General features: G+C 47.3%; 18 protein-coding genes and 1 other RNA gene. 11 read left to right on the plus strand and 8 right to left on the minus strand.

Annotated features, from left to right (window positions below):
- Positions 1-503, plus strand: a 503-nt coding sequence (locus O3C58_12080; protein ID MDA0692591.1) for an ethylbenzene dehydrogenase-related protein, incomplete at its 5' end; no start/stop codon positions are given.
- A 128-nt stretch (positions 504-631) separates the two neighbouring features.
- Here the strand turns inward: O3C58_12080 and O3C58_12085 are convergent.
- On the minus strand, positions 632-949 hold the full coding sequence (locus O3C58_12085) for a rhodanese-like domain-containing protein (protein ID MDA0692592.1): 318 nt from the start codon (positions 947-949) through the stop codon (positions 632-634).
- Between the two features lie 186 nt (positions 950-1,135).
- Between O3C58_12085 and O3C58_12090 the strand changes: the two genes are divergently transcribed.
- A complete protein-coding gene (locus tag O3C58_12090) occupies positions 1,136-1,366 on the plus strand; it encodes a hypothetical protein (protein ID MDA0692593.1) in 231 nt (76 codons plus the stop codon).
- A 155-nt stretch (positions 1,367-1,521) separates the two neighbouring features.
- On the opposite strand, the gene pal is transcribed toward O3C58_12090, so the two are convergent.
- The gene (gene pal, locus O3C58_12095; GenBank protein ID MDA0692594.1) at positions 1,522-2,277 is read right to left on the minus strand and encodes a peptidoglycan-associated lipoprotein Pal; all 756 of its coding nucleotides are present in this window, start codon (positions 2,275-2,277) and stop codon (positions 1,522-1,524) included.
- A gap of 241 nt (positions 2,278-2,518) precedes the next feature.
- Between pal and O3C58_12100 the strand changes: the two genes are divergently transcribed.
- The 4 genes from O3C58_12100 to O3C58_12115 all read left to right on the plus strand — a co-directional run bounded on the left by O3C58_12100 (position 2,519) and on the right by O3C58_12115 (position 5,988).
- Positions 2,519-2,821 carry a hypothetical protein gene (locus tag O3C58_12100; protein ID MDA0692595.1) on the plus strand — a complete coding sequence of 101 codons (303 nt, stop codon included), beginning with the start codon at positions 2,519-2,521 and terminating at the stop codon, positions 2,819-2,821.
- Positions 2,822-2,850: 29 nt separating this feature from the next.
- Positions 2,851-3,267 carry a hypothetical protein gene (locus tag O3C58_12105; protein ID MDA0692596.1) on the plus strand — a complete coding sequence of 139 codons (417 nt, stop codon included), beginning with the start codon at positions 2,851-2,853 and terminating at the stop codon, positions 3,265-3,267.
- A gap of 514 nt (positions 3,268-3,781) precedes the next feature.
- A complete protein-coding gene (locus O3C58_12110; GenBank protein ID MDA0692597.1) occupies positions 3,782-4,228 on the plus strand; it encodes a response regulator in 447 nt (148 codons plus the stop codon).
- An 8-nt stretch (positions 4,229-4,236) separates the two neighbouring features.
- Positions 4,237-5,988 carry an ATP-binding protein gene (locus tag O3C58_12115; protein MDA0692598.1) on the plus strand — a complete coding sequence of 584 codons (1,752 nt, stop codon included), beginning with the start codon at positions 4,237-4,239 and terminating at the stop codon, positions 5,986-5,988.
- Between the two features lie 249 nt (positions 5,989-6,237).
- Here the strand turns inward: O3C58_12115 and O3C58_12120 are convergent, their stop codons facing one another.
- Both O3C58_12120 and ssrA read right to left on the minus strand, forming a co-directional pair.
- A complete protein-coding gene (locus tag O3C58_12120; protein ID MDA0692599.1) occupies positions 6,238-7,443 on the minus strand; it encodes an integrase arm-type DNA-binding domain-containing protein in 1,206 nt (401 codons plus the stop codon).
- 213 nt (positions 7,444-7,656) lie between these two features.
- Positions 7,657-8,021: a transfer-messenger RNA gene (ssrA, locus tag O3C58_12125) on the minus strand.
- A gap of 183 nt (positions 8,022-8,204) precedes the next feature.
- Here ssrA and O3C58_12130 point away from each other — a divergent pair.
- Positions 8,205-9,467, plus strand: a complete 1,263-nt coding sequence (locus tag O3C58_12130; GenBank protein MDA0692600.1) for a glycosyltransferase family 4 protein — start codon at positions 8,205-8,207, stop codon at positions 9,465-9,467.
- Between the two features lie 67 nt (positions 9,468-9,534).
- Here O3C58_12130 and O3C58_12135 read toward each other — a convergent pair whose 3' ends face one another.
- Positions 9,535-10,626 (minus strand): Fic family protein, encoded by a 1,092-nt coding sequence (locus O3C58_12135; GenBank protein MDA0692601.1) that lies wholly within the window; start codon positions 10,624-10,626, stop codon positions 9,535-9,537.
- A gap of 342 nt (positions 10,627-10,968) precedes the next feature.
- Between O3C58_12135 and O3C58_12140 the strand changes: the two genes are divergently transcribed.
- The 3 genes from O3C58_12140 to O3C58_12150 all read left to right on the plus strand — a co-directional run bounded on the left by O3C58_12140 (position 10,969) and on the right by O3C58_12150 (position 13,062).
- The gene (locus tag O3C58_12140) at positions 10,969-11,310 is read left to right on the plus strand and encodes a hypothetical protein (GenBank protein ID MDA0692602.1); all 342 of its coding nucleotides are present in this window, start codon (positions 10,969-10,971) and stop codon (positions 11,308-11,310) included.
- Positions 11,311-11,370: 60 nt separating this feature from the next.
- The gene (locus O3C58_12145) at positions 11,371-11,811 is read left to right on the plus strand and encodes a hypothetical protein (GenBank protein ID MDA0692603.1); all 441 of its coding nucleotides are present in this window, start codon (positions 11,371-11,373) and stop codon (positions 11,809-11,811) included.
- A 69-nt stretch (positions 11,812-11,880) separates the two neighbouring features.
- A complete protein-coding gene (locus tag O3C58_12150; GenBank protein ID MDA0692604.1) occupies positions 11,881-13,062 on the plus strand; it encodes a tetratricopeptide repeat protein in 1,182 nt (393 codons plus the stop codon).
- 21 nt (positions 13,063-13,083) lie between these two features.
- Here the strand turns inward: O3C58_12150 and O3C58_12155 are convergent, their stop codons facing one another.
- Positions 13,084-13,392 carry a hypothetical protein gene (locus O3C58_12155; protein ID MDA0692605.1) on the minus strand — a complete coding sequence of 103 codons (309 nt, stop codon included), beginning with the start codon at positions 13,390-13,392 and terminating at the stop codon, positions 13,084-13,086.
- Between the two features lie 870 nt (positions 13,393-14,262).
- Between O3C58_12155 and O3C58_12160 the strand changes: the two genes are divergently transcribed.
- A complete protein-coding gene (locus O3C58_12160; protein MDA0692606.1) occupies positions 14,263-14,862 on the plus strand; it encodes a DJ-1/PfpI family protein in 600 nt (199 codons plus the stop codon).
- A 15-nt stretch (positions 14,863-14,877) separates the two neighbouring features.
- Here O3C58_12160 and O3C58_12165 read toward each other — a convergent pair whose 3' ends face one another.
- Both O3C58_12165 and O3C58_12170 read right to left on the minus strand, forming a co-directional pair.
- Entirely contained in the window at positions 14,878-15,237 is a 360-nt protein-coding gene (locus O3C58_12165) for an STAS-like domain-containing protein (protein ID MDA0692607.1), read from the minus strand.
- Between the two features lie 71 nt (positions 15,238-15,308).
- Positions 15,309-15,809 (minus strand): peptidylprolyl isomerase, encoded by a 501-nt coding sequence (locus O3C58_12170; protein ID MDA0692608.1) that lies wholly within the window; start codon positions 15,807-15,809, stop codon positions 15,309-15,311.
- Positions 15,810-15,841: the final 32 nt, after the last annotated feature.

The raw sequence follows: 15,841 nt of genomic DNA on the forward strand, positions 1-15,841 counted from the left end.
ACTCCGATATGGCTTTCGGCGGCGGCGGATACTACATGTATGAGCCCGATGGAAAATTGGGTGGTCTCGACACCAAGCATGAGTCAGGCAGTAAATCCGCACGGAATGCAACTGGGTCCGAAACAACCGGAACCGGTGACATCACCAAGCGGAACACCTACGTTGACTTTGGTATGGGCAAAAATGAGGGTGTATACAACCCTGGCCGGGCAACCGGCAACATTATGTCCGATGCCGATATGCGGGTGTCTGCTGTTGAAGACCTGAATGCAGAAGGGTTCAGCACATTGACGACCCAGGCGCATCAGGATGTTCAAGGTGACGGCAACTGGAGCAACAACCGCTGGGCGGTTGTGTTCAAGCGTGCTTTGAGCAACGATGACCAGAACGACACGCAGTTCAAATCGGGTAAAACCCCGATGGCGATTGCAATCTGGAATGGTCAGAATAAAGAAAGAAACGGCCAGAAAGGCGTTACTCAGTGGCATGAATTGAAGTACTAAATCAGCTGCTAGCAATATCGAACCCAGAGACAGGCTGTTACCGGCTTGTCTCTGGGTTTTCTTTTGCCGTAAATTAATAGTTCCCGCCAGGGAGAACTATTAAATCAGGTTCGGGTTTAAAGACCGCGTCAGGATTCGATGGACCAGCCCATCTCATTCCAGCGCTGCATTCCCCCATCTCCCACGCAAACAATATTGTCCAATCCTGAACTGCTGAGAATCTGCGACGCCATTTTGGCTCGCCCCCCCATTTTGCAGTGAACATAAACCGTCTCAAATTTTTTAAGGTCTTCGACAATGGACCCAACTTCTTCGTGCGGAGTATTTTGCGCGCCTGCAATATGCCCTTCATTAAATTCCTCAGCGGACCGGACATCGAGGATCAGTTGCTGGTCATTCAAATTATCAATGCGACGGTGCAGTTCATCAATGGATATGTTTTCCATGCTCAACCTCTTAGAAATGTTTTCTGCCTATAAGGCAATTTAGGGAAAAACTAATGTTCAATTTTGGATTATATCACGCCAGAAAAAGATTGAGGTTATCGCAAAATTGCGAAAACAGGAGTTTTTTTGTGTTGTGTGGGGAGGAATAAACTGCCGCAATCAATCAATGGTTTAGGAAAATTTTTCTTGAGCGGCGGAAAAACTCACCAAGGGCAATCAACTCTTTTTTTGTTTACGGGCGTTGTTCATGGTTTGACAGGGATATTGGCCTATTATCGAATAACCCAACGGGAACGGGTTCCAATAGAAGAACGAGAAAATTTTATTGCTATCCCGCTGACATCTCCGGAGGTGAGTTTGCTGGACCCGCGCTCAGAGGAGCATCCTGCGGATGCTTTGGAAGCATCTAAACCATAGCGTTGGGAAACAAGATCGCTGATTGTGATCGAGGCTTTATCGAGGTCAAAGTGGAGAGGATTGCATCTGACTCTGTCCCAAAAACTGCTCCGGGTTGAGCGCCGGAATCGGGATCAAAAGCACGTTGATCAGGTGAGGTCAGCTACACGCTCTGTTTAATCGGCAACCAGAAAGTGGGCTCTACGGTTTTGATACCAACAGGCTTCATTGCTTTCAAAGCAGAAAGGTCTTTCCTCGCCATAGCTGATGGTACGAATCCGGCTTGCATCGACTCCCAGGGAAGTCAAGTATGACTTGGTCGACTGCGCGCGCCTTTCACCGAGGCTGATGTTGTAGCTGTTGCTGCCACGCTCATCACAATGCCCCCGGATTTCAATCCTGGACGCCGGATGAGTCTTCAGGTAGGCCACGTTTTCCTGCAGGATGGCCCTTGACTTGTCATCCAGGTCGTACTTATCAAACGCAAAATGAATGTCCGTCAGGTGGTCGATGGGATGATAAGGCAACGAGCGGCGGGCTTGCTCGTCGTGAGGCAAGGAAGCGACCATATCCTCCCCCTTTTCGGTCAGAAACGGTTCAGGAGTTTCCTTCGTATCACTGCCATCGATGCGCAAACCCTCCCCTTCTCCGGCAAAAGGTTCGGCGCTGAAAGAACCGCTTGCACCGTTGCCCGGCACTCCCTGTTCGGCCGCACCCACTTTCTGGTCGAGGCCGGTTTTATCATCCCTGCCAGAGGAGGAATCCACTCCGCCGGATTTTTCTTCAATCTCTTCGAGATCACCTGCCATCCCAAAAATATTTGAGTCGGGCCTAGCGTCATCCCTTCCGAAAAAGTTTTTGGAACAGCCGGAAGCAAAAAATATGAAGAGAATCAGCGTTATCAGTAATATTTGTTTGGATGTTTTCATCATTTTATAAAGGCAATTTTTATTAATAAAAATTCTGCCTAACTGTATCCCCAAAATATAAATTAGGCTACAAAAAAAATCGCGGTTGTAAAGCCAATCCACCCGATCATGTTTCTCCCTGAACAAATGAAAACTTAAGTAAGCAGGAGTGAGCAAAAAAAGAAGGGATCGTCCTGTACCCTAAAGCAGACTAAGGTAGTTTTTTTATAACCTCCCCTAACCCCTCCTTGCAAAGGAGGGGAATGTGAAAGGAAACCCCGTAGCAGAGCTACGAGGAATTCTTTTGATTGAATTTTCCACTATGCAACGACTGCCAGCATGGATCGCATTTATCTGCCTTCTTTTTCCAGTTTTTGCTTTTGCGCAGGACGAAGCGGGTGACGCCAGGATCCATCATTCAACAACTCAGCCTTATCTCTTTGAATTAATGGCTGGTTGGCGGATAAACAGTGCTGCCGATATGCGAAGAACTGCACAAAGCCTGAAAAACGGTGTTTTTGATTCCCGCAGGCCTCATATTGTTGTAATGTATGAGGCCTCACATTAATATCAACAATGCCCTATGGAGACGGCAATATGGCCTCCGAAATACAAAGGCGGTTTTCCCTGGACAAGGCCGAGATCGACCCGGCTTTAAAAAACCGTATCATGTCCGCCGATGGAGATGATGAACTCGGTTCCTGGGATGGGAAAAATATCGAAGATTTAGTCAAGGAACTGGAGCGGATTGAAGAAACCCAGGACGTCAATTATGCCGGCCTGCCGCACAATAGCAATATTCCCGAGGATCTCCGCCAGCAGGTCGAAAAGGATTTACCTATTTGGGCGTGCGATACCTCCGGAAATTGCCTGATAGGCGAACAAGCCGAAAAAATCAGAACGGTGGATCAGATCCGCAAACATTATGCGAAGAAATACGGCAGTATCGAAGGCTTCAAGGAAAAACTAAGGATTGAGAGAGAGAAATTTATCCAGGATATAAAAGGAAAGTAGTTTTTCCGCCGCACTTCTCCTCACAACTCAAAAGCTCGCGCTCAATCACGACTGGCACCCGCGTCTCGGCCCATTGTCTCACGGTGAGTCGTTTTCTCCAGGAGCCGGAATGTACAGCCAGCACTTGTGATGTCCGATACCTTTGCCTTCATGCCCCGGAGGGGTAGGTGATATTTCACCATTGCCAGCTTCCCCCGCTTCCTACTTACCGCCATTTTATACCTCTCAAGCACACAGAATTAGATTTTTTGCATTTATCTATATTCAGAGCTAAAGGAAATCAATTTTCATCCGATACCAGAAGGAGGATAGTTTTACAAGAATTTGAAATATCAAGGCTTATGAGTCTTTTATTGCCCAGGACAGAGTCCATAAGTAAACGATGCAAACCATTCATATTTACCATAACCGTAGAAATAACAGGAAACAGGGCACACGTGGCAATACCTGCATAGTTCATTTTTTTTAGCTAGTATTTGCCAACTCCATATGGCGTATTTATGGATCATAAAAAATGAATCAAACTCCCAAACCGTTCACCATACTCATTGCCGAAGATGATGAAGACGATTATTTGTTGACTCTGGAAGCGTTAAAGGAGGCCGGGGTGGACAATGAGATGCATTGGGTGAAAGACGGCGATGAGCTCCTGGAGTATTTAACATCCTGCACCAATGGGGCCAATGGGGCTTCCAACGAATTGCCGGGGTTGATCCTTCTCGATCTTAATATGCCCAAAAAAGATGGCCGGGAAGCTCTGACGGAAATAAAATCCAATCCTAAATTTCGTAAAATTCCTGTGATCGTGATGACAACCTCATCGGCGGAAACAGACATCGCCAAGTCCTATGATTTGGGCGTCAATTCTTTCATCCAAAAGCCTGTCCGGTTCAATGAATTAGTGGATCTGGCCAAGGTGTTATTTAATTACTGGATAAAAACGGTAAAACTGCCTCATTAAACCCCACTATGGAACAACGAGCACTCAAAATTCTAATCGTTGATGATGATGACGACGATGCGTTTTTAACCGAAGATCTCATCCGGGAAGGTTTGACCAAACCCTCCCCGGAAATCGACCGCGCCCGGTCGCATGAAGAAGCCCTGAAGCTATTGGCAGAAACCACCTACGATCTTTGCATGCTCGATTACCGGCTGGGAGAAGGCACGGGCATCGGGTTGTTGCAGGCCCTGCGATCCCAAAACATCACCACACCCATCATTCTCCTGACCGGACAGGGCGACCAGGAAATTGCCGTTGAGGCCATGAAATCCGGCGCCGACGATTATATCGTCAAGGGCAAACTATCCTGCGAGTTACTGACAAAATCCATACGGCACGCGATTCAACTCCACAAGGAAGCCGAGCGAAGAAAACACACCGAGGCAATGCTGAAAAAATCCCATCAGGAGCTGACTCTGGCTCATGAAGAATTGCAAGCATCTCTTGACAAGCTCAAGTCGGCCCAAAATCAAATTTTACGTTCTGAAAAGCTGGCCGGAATCGGACGTCTGGCCGCAGGCGTGTGCCATGAAATTCTCAACCCCCTCAACATCATATCCGGACACACTCAAGCGTTGCAGATGGAACGGAAAGAAGACCAAAGCTTATTGGAAGACCTGGGCTCCGTCACCGAAGAGATTCACCGGATAGAAAAAATCATCAGCGGGCTCTTGAAATTCTCCCGCAAGGGGGATGTTGAGCTGAAATACACAGACATCAATCGTGAACTGGAATCGGTGCTTTCAATCATACAAAGTGAAATGAATGGCGAAGGTATTGAGGTGGTCCGTGAGTTTGATTCTGACTTGCCCAAACTCCTTTTAGACAATGATCGGATGCGGCAGGTCTATTTGAATATCATCAACAATGCCAAATATGCCATGTCCGGCGGCGGCAAACTCACGGTTCGGACCCAGGTTCTGGAAGGCAAAAACGCTTCCCAGGTTGAACCCGGAAGCTCTCCCTCCAACCCGGAAAAGGACGGGTTCCTGCGTATCTGTTTTACCGATACCGGCCCTGGCATCAAACCAGAACACCTGGGGAAAATTTTTGATCCCTTCTTCACCACCAAACCGGAAGACAAAGGCACGGGACTGGGCTTGTCGGTTTGTTATTCCATCATCGAAAAACATGGCGGGTCCCTGGAAGCTGAAAGCGACGGCAAACACGGGACCACGTTTTTAATCGACCTGCCTTTAAGCCAAAATCAAAACAACGAATCGCCATTTCTGGATGAGGTCCCGGATATGAAAGCGGGGAAAATTATTCTGGGAGATTCCTCGGAAGTCCGGATAGGCGATAAAGCTTTTACCGTGGGTTATCCATTAAGCAACATTCTCGGGAACAAGCCGAAATATTCCGAGGGTGTGATCAACGCCATATCCGGAGTGAGGAACGACCCTAAATCGTTCCAAATCAGCATCCCGATTCAACCAGGAAACAGCGGCGGCCCCTTGTTCAACGATAAGGGGGAGGTTATCGGAATCGTGACCTCATCTCTTGACGCGCAAGCCACTTCCACTGTCGCCGGAAACTTTCCCCAAAACGTAAACTTCGCCATTAAATCAACTTTTATCAAGAACCTGTTGCCCACTCTTCCCGAAACTTTAATTTCCCCAACAGGACTGGTTCCTGTTCCGGTGTATTCAGAAAGTAATCGCCCGGACTTTATCAATCAAATTCAAAATAATATCGTTTTGCTGGAAATCGAACGTTAGCGTGAATTAAAAATATCCTCTTCACGGAATTTTTGAAATTTTTAACCGGCCAACGAGGAGGAACATGGTAATGGGGGGGGGAACGATCCACCCTGGCCGGGGATGGGGGAATGACTGGGGCCCCGACCTGAACCCAATGGTTGGATAACTTGTAATGCGGAAAATATAATTATGGGATCGGGTTAACCTGATCCGGGTTTTTGGAACTCCCCAAGTGCGCGATTTGCCAATAAGCTTTAGAGCAAACCATTAAGCCCCCCGCCGGAGCGGTATCACTTTCGCGTCGGCTTTAAGCTTGTCCAGATAGTCCGCCCAGTCCTGCATCATCTTACGGCGTTCAGGCAAATGCGCTGTCCGGTTGTAGGCCCGTCCATTGGGGTCGCGCACCGCATGGGCCAGTTGGTGCTCGATAAAGTCGGGACGGATTCCTAAAACCTCATCCAGCATTGTTCGGGCCATGGCCCGGAATCCATGACCGCTCATTTCCTCTTTGCCGATGCCCATGCGCCGCATGGCCGCAAGGATGGCATTGTCGCTCATGGGCCGGTCTTTGCTTCGCGCTCCCGGAAAAACATACGGTCCGTTTCCAGTTAGAGGCTGTAATTCCTTCAATACTTCTATGGCTTGCCGAGACAGGGGAACGATGTGCTGGGTTTGGGTTTTGGTTACGATGTAGCGCCATTCGCCGCCTTCCAGATCAATATCTTCCCATTTGGCTTTGCGCAATTCTCCAGGTCGCACAAACACGAGCGGAGCCAAACGCAGGGCACAGGCCACAATGAGAGAACCTTCATAGCCATCTATGGCCCTCAGCAACTCTGCCACTTGTTTCGGCTCGGTCACAGCGGCGAAGTGTTCGCCTTTGGCTGGGGGCAAAGCGCCACGAAGATCACCGGAGGGATCGCGTTCGGCACGCCCAGTAGCGACTGCATAACGGAAGACTTGCCCGCAATTGCCCAAGGCCCGGTGTGCGGTTTCGAGTGCTCCTCTTTTTTCAATGCGCTGTATCACAGAAAGCAGTTCAGGTGCGTTCACCACTGCAATCGGTTTATCACCAATCCATGGGAATATGTCTCGTTCCAAACGCCGAATGATTCGCCCGCCGTGGTTCGCCGACCAATTGGTAGAATATTTGGCGTACCATTCCCGCGCCACGGCTTCAAAGCAGTTTCCTCCACCCTTTGTCAGCTTTTCAGCTTTGCGGTTTTCACTGGGGTCAATGCCATTAGCAACCAGCTTTCGGGCATCGTCTCGCCGCTCTCGTGCCAGTTTCAAGTTCACATCAGGGTAAACACCGAGAGATAAGCGTTTTTCTTTGCCTTCATAACGATATTTGAAACGCCACCACTTGCCGCCTTTTGGAGAGATTTCCAGATACAGGCCACGTTCATCATAAAGCTTGCGCGTTTTCTCTTTGGGCTTGGCGTTACGGGCTTTGATATCGGTCAAAGGCATGGTGTCTCCTTGCAGGGCTTTGTCAATGATTTCAGTGGCTAGCATAATTTTGGGGGCATGTGGATTTCGATCTCATAATTAACCCCCATAGTTGCCCCCAGCAATAGCCGGATTGCATAAAACCATATTACCTCTCATAGGACTCCATGGCAACAAAAAAGCCCTAGTTTCCTAGGGCTTCGGGACTTTATTGGATTGTATTGGATGTTGAATTGGTGGAGGCGGGGGGAATTGAACCCCCGTCCGAAAGGTTTCAATCAAAGGCTTCTACATGCTTATCCTCTGTTTTGAATCTCGCTATGATCTCCTCCCAGAGGCAGGATGAGACTAAAGCCAGTCTCTAAAACTCTCGCCCCGTTCAGTCGAAACATCCGAACCGGACCAGCCCGCTGAATGACGTTCGATCATCTCCCCGCAGACATGGGAGAAGCGAACGGTAACAAACTTAAGTTAAGTTAAGCTGCTACTGCTACATCATAATCGTTAGCGATTATGTATTCGCCGTTTTTTTACGGGCCAACGGCATCCCGTGCATGCAACCTTTGTCTCATCCCTCCCGTCGAATCCGGATCGCCCCCAAAAATAATCGGGTGGTTGTCGGTAGTGACTATTAGTACCTATCAATATAACAAGTTTGATCTGATTTGCATAGGGCTGAACTTCAGTCCTATGCAAAAGCCTCTCCTGTATATTGGATGGAACTTTACTCCTTAAGATTCCAGCGCGGACCCATCGGGTTGATTTATCGATACGTATTTTTTATGATAATATCCCGTATGGACCACGCTCCCAAGAAACGCTGTCTCCTTTCCTTACAATACCACAGTCTCCCGGATGCCCTGGGTGGCGCCTGGGGGTTGACTCACGAGGTCAACAAACGCCTGGTGGATAGAGGATGGGAGGTGCACCTGATCACCTGCAAGCCGGACGATGCCCTGCCTGATTATGAAGTGATTGACGGGGTGCATTTTCACCGTATTAGGAAAAGGGACAGTAAAAACATCGTCAGCCTCTGGCGGGCGATCAAAAAGCGTATCAATTCCATTTGTCGGCAAACGTCTCTTTCTTTGGTCCACATCCACAATCCGCTGGTGGGATTTCTAGCTTTACTGAGCCCCCGGCTGCGGCGAATTCCCAAAGTCACTCATTTTCACAGTTCCTGGCTGGATGAAGAAAAAATCAATCGCGCGGCCCAAAAGCCAGCGGGAGGAGTGGCGAGAATATTTTTTCATCTGAAACTGGCCAGTATTTTGCGCGTCATAAAATTCATGGAGGGGCGGTGTTTCAAGGATTCCCGGAGCATTTTGTTTCTGAGTGAATATTCCCGCAGGCACTTTTTAAAATATTACCCGAAAAGAAAAGCCCGCTTGCGGGTGATTCCCGGAGGCGTGGATGTGAACGCATTTTTTCCTCTGGAGCCGGATCAGGACCGTTCCGCCTTGCGCGAGGCCTTGCAGTTGCCGACGGATCGTCCGGTTCTGCTCACCGTCCGGCGGTTGGAGGCGCGTATGGGTCTGGATAACCTGATCCTGGCGGCGGGGCAAATCGTGGAACGCGCTCCCGAGCTGGATTTTCTGATCGTCATCGGTGGCAAGGGAGCCCTGCGGGAAAAACTGCAAGCCCTGGTCAAACAGAACGACCTGGAAAACCGGGTACGGCTCGTGGGGATGATCACCAGGGAACATCTTCCGTACTATTACCGTTCTGCGGATGTTTTTATTTTGCCAACCCTTGCAATCGAGGGGTTTGGGCTGGTGACGGTGGAAGCGTTGGCCAGCGGATTGCCGGTTTTGGGAACGCCTGTCGGTGGCACGGTTGAAATCTTGAAAGACATTGATGAGAGTCTCCTGTTTCCGGGGACCACACCCGAAGCGCTTTCCCGCAGAATCGAAAAGTTTATTAAGAACCCCAAACCTTTTGAAGCCTTGAAATCGCGATGTCGCGAACGTGCCGTGCAGTATTATTCCTGGGAAAAAGTGCTCGACCTGATAGAGGATGAGTTTCTTCTGGTGCTGGGAAAATAAATTAAAGTCATTTCACGACCACCCAATTTTTACACTTGTTCCTTGCCCTGTATTTGGCTGGTGACCGCTAACGTAGCAGGTCAAGAAGAGGTTTGAAAAGATAGATTTTTGAACGTCCTGCGCGAATGTTTAAATCCTGTATAATTCCCTTTTCTTCAAAAAGTCTTATAAGTCTATCAACCGTAAGTCGGGAATTACTCTGTAATTTCTTTTGCGCCTGAGGAAGTGTAAAAGAGGGGAACTCAAAAATAAAATCCACAAAAGGTATAAGATATGGGGATTTAGTAACCTCAAATAGGGTTCTAATATCATTGTAGAGGTTATAAATATCTTCAATGAGTTTCTGAGTAACTTTTAATTGTTCTGCAACACTGCGAAGAAAAAAAGCCAACCAGCGCTCATATTTTCCGGTTTTGTCAACTTCATGAAGGACTGATAAATATTCATCTCGATGAGCTTCAAAATATCCACTCAAATACAAAATTGGGGATGAAATTTTTTTTTCGTTGAAGAGAATGAGTGGGATTAATAGCCTTCCCAGACGACCATTTCCATCATCAAACGGATGCACTGCTTCAAACTGGTAATGGAACAATCCCGCCTTGATCAGTGATCCCTCTTGACCATTTTCGATATAATCAATTAGGTTTTCCATATAATCCCTGACCAAATGAGATTCAGGTGGAACATAAATCGCTTTTTCTATGGGGTCTGTTCTTTTTTCCGCAACCCAAACCGAGTTCTCTCTGTATTTTCCATAATTTCCTTTATGCCCCACCCCTCTAAGCAGAGTAGCGTGAAGCGACTCTATAAGGTGGCTGGTTATTTTTCGTCCTTCCTTCAATTCGTCAATGGCGTGCCGCATGGCCCTTCTATAATTAACAACTTGTACCGTATCCGATTCAAGGGGTTTTCCTCCAGCTTCATAGAGAAACACATCAGAAACGGTACTCACCGTCCCTTCAATTTTTGAACTCACCGCTGCTTCTTTTGCAGATAAAGGGGAGATGAGCAAATCAGGGTTTTGTAGGTTTTTCTGTGACCCTTCAAGCAAACCCAACGCGTAAATGGCTTGTTCATATTCCTTCGCAAATTGGCTATAGTTTAATTCTGCCGTCGATATTTTTAAAAAAGCGGGTTTGTGGTGTTTAGTTGTCATATTGGCAATAGTACAAAATCTATATCAGAATATCAATATTTTGATATACTATTTTGGGACGTGTATAATACCTGATATAGTTAGATACCCCATATATGGTGTATATAGTATTGAAAGGCACAACTATTAGAAAAATGACAATACTATATCAGAATATTAATTTTCTGATATAGTATTTCAAGAAGTGTATAACACCTGATATAGTTGTCGCTGGAAACTCTGGAGAATCGGTCTCTTCCAGCTTCACACGGGTCCCCTTGAATTGTCCTGTGAAATGCCGAAAAGATTAGTAATGGCGGACGATCCGATTTTGAATCTTTTCTTTCACAAAATTTCAAGTTCATGAAAAAATTATTGCCCCCCTTCGTGCTGGCGCTGGCGGTTGTTCTGGTCTACGGCAACACGCTGTTCCATTCCTTTCATTTCGACGACATCCCCTCCATTCTGGAAAAACCCTGGATCCGCGGCCTCGATAAAATCCCTGAATTTATTTTCAGCATCTGGCAACGACCGCTGGTGATTCTTTCCTTCAATATCAATCACGCCATCAGCGGCTTTGAAGTGTGGAGTTATCACGTCTTTAATATTATGTTTCATCTGGCGGCGACCTTTCTGGTGTACCAACTGGCGGGGTTGGCGATGAAGGTTTTTTCCGAGGCGCACCCACAATCGCCCGGTCGATAGAACAATCTTGCCCTTCTTTCCGCTCTGCTGTTTGCCCTGCATCCCTTAAGTACGCAATCCGTGACTTATATTTCCAGCCGTTCGTCCATTCTGGTGACCGTATTTTACCTTGCCGCATTGATTCTGTTTTTCAAGGGTCTGCTCAAGATAAAGGAAGACGCGTTGACGCGGTCCAATAGAACGCGTTATGGAGTTATTTATTGGGGCCTAGCCGGAATGTGTTTTTTCTTCGGAATGGTTTCCAAGCAGATCATCGTGACGCTTCCGGCCATGATGTTTTTGTTTCATTTTTATTTTTTATCACAAGAGTCCTTTTCTCAATGGCTCGTCAGGCAGGCGAAATGGTTGCTCGTGATCGGCCTGCCTCTGGTCGGGGCGATCGTCTATAAGCAGTATTGGGGCGGTGGCGTGGCATCCGCCTCGCACGCTCCCTGGTCCACTTCCACGTATTTATTGACCCAGACCTTTGTGATTCCCTTTGAATACTTCAGGAAACTGTGATTTCCCTTCAACCTGAGCATTGATGTCGCCTTTCCGGTTTTATCCGACTGGTCAAATTGGGCGAATTGGATGGGAGTCGTGGTTTTGCTCCTTTATGTGGGGGGCTGTATTTTTGTCTCCCGCGATAGAGAGGTTTCCCTGACTCGGCGGTTGACGGGGTTTGGCATGGCCTGGATGTTGATCACCCTGCTCCCGACGTCAAGCTTTGTACCCTTGCTGGACATGGCCGTGGAGCACCGCACCTATTTACCGATGGTGGGTTTTTCCCTTTTGCTTGCAGGGTTGCTGGTCCACTTCGTGAATGAGTTCAAATTGTCGGTTAAGAGTTCTATTCATTTCGGCAAGGGGTGGGTTCCCGTTGTTCGGGCCTCAGCGGTTTTGATTCTGATATGTTTCGCGGCGGGGGTTGTGAAGCGCAATGCCGTTTGGAAAGATGAAGTCAGCCTGTGGGCCGATGCGAAAAAAAAAGCCCCCAACCTGGTTCGGCCCTATAACAATCTGGGAGAAGCCTATGACAAACAAGGAAAATACGATCTGGCAATTAAAGAATTTGAAGCCGCGATTCAACTGAGTCCCGGTTATTTTTTTGGGCTGAACAACCTGGGCAATGTTTACGGCAAGAAAAAGAATTACCCGCAAGCGATTCACTATTTTGAAAAAGCTCTGGCGCAAAAACCGGACTATGCCCCGGCGCATTACAATCTAGCCCGCGCCCAGCATTTGGTAGGAAAACCGCAAGCGGCGCTTCAGTCTTATCGTCAAGCGATTCGCTTCAATCCTTATTTTGAGCAGGCTTTTTTTAATCTCGCCAATCTGGCTTTGCAAACGGGTCAGATCGAAGAGGCGATTGCGAACTTTCACCGTTTTCTTAAAATGCAGCCCGATCACGCCAGGGCGCGGTTTGGCCTGGGCAACGCTCACGCCATGCAGGGTCAGTTGGATAAGGCATACGCCGAATTTGAGCAATCCGCCATACTGGACCCGGAATTTGTTTTTCCGCAGGTCAACATGGCCAATATTCAAATGCAAAAAGGCAACGTCGATCAAGCCATCGATATTTATAACGGGGTGCTATTGCGGAAGCCGGAGTTGGCGGGCATTCATAAGAATCTCGGGATGATCTTTTATCAGTTCAAAAAAGATGTAGACAAAGCAGCGTTTCATTTTGAGGAATCCCTTCGGCTGGAACCGAATCAACCGCAAGCGTCGATCCTCCAGGGCATCGTGGCTGATCTACGAGCGAAAAAATAAACTCAGAACAGCATCTCCGACTCAGGGGAACAGGATTCGGGATTTGTGGATGCGGGGAACGCTGAAGCGGAAATGGATAAACTCGATTTTAATATCGCCTTTATCCTCTGCGCTGAAGGCATTATATTTAACCTTGTCATAATACTCCATAGCATCGCCGCCTTCTTTAAACCGTATGAGCCCTTTGCCTTCGCCGATCTCGGTGGAATGATCTTCTTCCTCAGCGTTCCACAGCCACCCCCGGATAGCGAAATAATCGTCCACATCAAAATCTGCCTTCTCAGGATCCATTTCCGAATCCAACTCTTTACTAATAATTTCGGTCGTCATGTGGGGCATTCCCTTTCTTACAGAGCAATCTTTTTCCCGTTCCCCTTAGCTACAATATAGGGTGTTCACAGCCATTTTCCGTTTTTTGCTCACCTTAAAGGAAAAAATCGGTAAGGAAAAGCGATTTTTTTCGACTCTTATTCGAAATAGCCCAAGGACACCTCTAAAAATTAGTTTATTACGGGAAATCGAACATTGCACAAGATTTCTTATATCGGTGGCACGGGCTTTCTAGCCCGTGCGGACAGGCTGGAAAGCCTGTCCCACTAAAACAAAGCCATCTCCTTAAATTAACGATTAGGAACATTTAGTCTATTTTTAGAAATGCCCTTAAGAATGAATTATCCCCCTTACTTAAGATTGTTTTTTATACCAGGTGGAGGCGCTTTTGATTCAAAACCGGGGCATGAGCAAGGTTTTGAAATTTCAAACTAAATATCCCTTTCAATACGGAAGTTAAAATAGGAGGCGATGGATACCTTTCTCATTAAAACACCTCATGACCCAAAACAATGGCAACGGCCCTAAAAATAACAACCAAAATTCCCTGAAACTCACTGGCTGGATGATTATGCAGAAGCCCTGGAAGAGTTTTCCTTGAATAATCTGCTCCATCTAAGCGCCAAAAAATATGAACAAATAAGCGGGGTTGTTAAATAACCCGCACTGATTGCCTTACCGGGCCGATTCCCGTCCGTCTGGTTCCTTTGAGAATCCCACCTGAAAATGACAAAATGCAAATCTTCCGGATATTCCAATCATCAAATTGCGGTGCAGGCAGAAATGTTACAACTTTATGATAAACTGGTTGGCACCCAATCAATTAATCTGAAACTAAGCTAATTATCCACTGACAGGAGAAACACGGGCATGGCTCGATTAACCGGAAAAAATATTCTTTTCATCATCCCCAGGGATTATTACGACGAAGATGAATTGGCCCCCCTCATGGAGATCATGAAACAGGAGGAAGCCAGAGTGCTCGTCGCCTCATCCAAGCTAAAGGACGCCGTTGGCATGAAAACCGGAACAATTATGCCTGATGTGCTGATAGTGGATGCGATGGAGGGAATCACGGGAGACAGTTATGTCTCCGGAGGGAGAGGAACCCGGCAAATCATAGGTGTTTTTCACGGAGTCATCCTCATAGGCGGGAAAGGAGCCCGGTCCTATTTGTGGAAAGATGAACTGGTACGTTTATTGGTTGCTGACCGTTATCACAACTCAATGGTGGTCGGAGCCATTGGCTCGGCAGTCCCCTGCCTGATTCCGGCAACTCTGATCAATGACTTCGATGTGGCCGCAGGAAACGATAAACATACCCTAAAAGAACTGGATAAAGCCAATATCAAACTTTCAGAAAACAGCGTCTCCGCTCACGAGCGGGTCATCACAGCCGCCAACGCATCAGCCGTAAAAGAGTTTGCGGAAGTTTTCATCACCGAGGTAATGAAAACCCCTAAAAAATAACCCTGCTGGACAGAGTTAAAACCCGTCTGCCGAGTCCTTCCTGTCCTTGGCCGCTTTGATGATCTTAATCCGCAGTTTAATGGCCCCGCTCAACGCTTGTACGATTTTGTCACTCGCATCTGGAAAATAAAGTTTGGAATTAAAATCATCCAGGGAATGGGTTTCTAAGATTTTAGCAAACGCTTCGTCTATAAAAGGACGGGTCATTTGCGCGATGCCTTCAAAATAAACATTTATTTTTTCATATTGGTCCCAGTTCTCCAGGATCATATTAAGGATCGTGTCTCCCCCCGGAATGCCGTCCTCAGATATTCTTCCAGACGGGGTGGATGTTTTGACAATATCGAACAATTTTAATTTAAATTCGCTTTCCATAACTCCCAATCTCATTAAATGAGAACGGATGCTTTCAAGAAGCATCCGCCTCTCTCGTGTTTGATAAAAAATTACCGGCTTTCGATCTTCACGGCTTTCATCTCAATTCTTTCATTGGGATTATCATTGCCGTCCCTGGGAGAATTAACAATTTTGTCGGCCACATCCATCCCGTCGAGAACTTCTCCGAACACCGTATACTGTCCATCCAAAAATGAAGAATCTTTGACCACAATGAAAAACTGCGATCCGGCGCTGTCCGGGTCCTGGGATCGGGCCATGGACAGGACGCCCCGCGTGTGGGGCACATCATTAAACTCTGCCTTAATAGTGTAACCGGGACCGCCGGTTCCATGCGTGGACCGATCCTGACTTTTGGAATTGGGGTCTCCACCCTGAACCATGAAACCGGGAATCACCCGGTGAAAGATCGTGCCGTCATAAAACCCTTTACCCGCCAGGTCCTTGAAATTCTTGACATGCCCTGGGGCTTTATCTTCGAAAAAACCGACCTCTATTTTACCCAGAGAGGTGTCGATCACGGCAATCTCATTACTTTGTGCATCGGACATACTAAACGCCTCCATCAAGCATTAAAAATAAA

Source organism: Nitrospinota bacterium, from assembly GCA_027619975.1.
GTDB lineage: Bacteria > Nitrospinota > Nitrospinia > Nitrospinales > VA-1 > JADFGI01.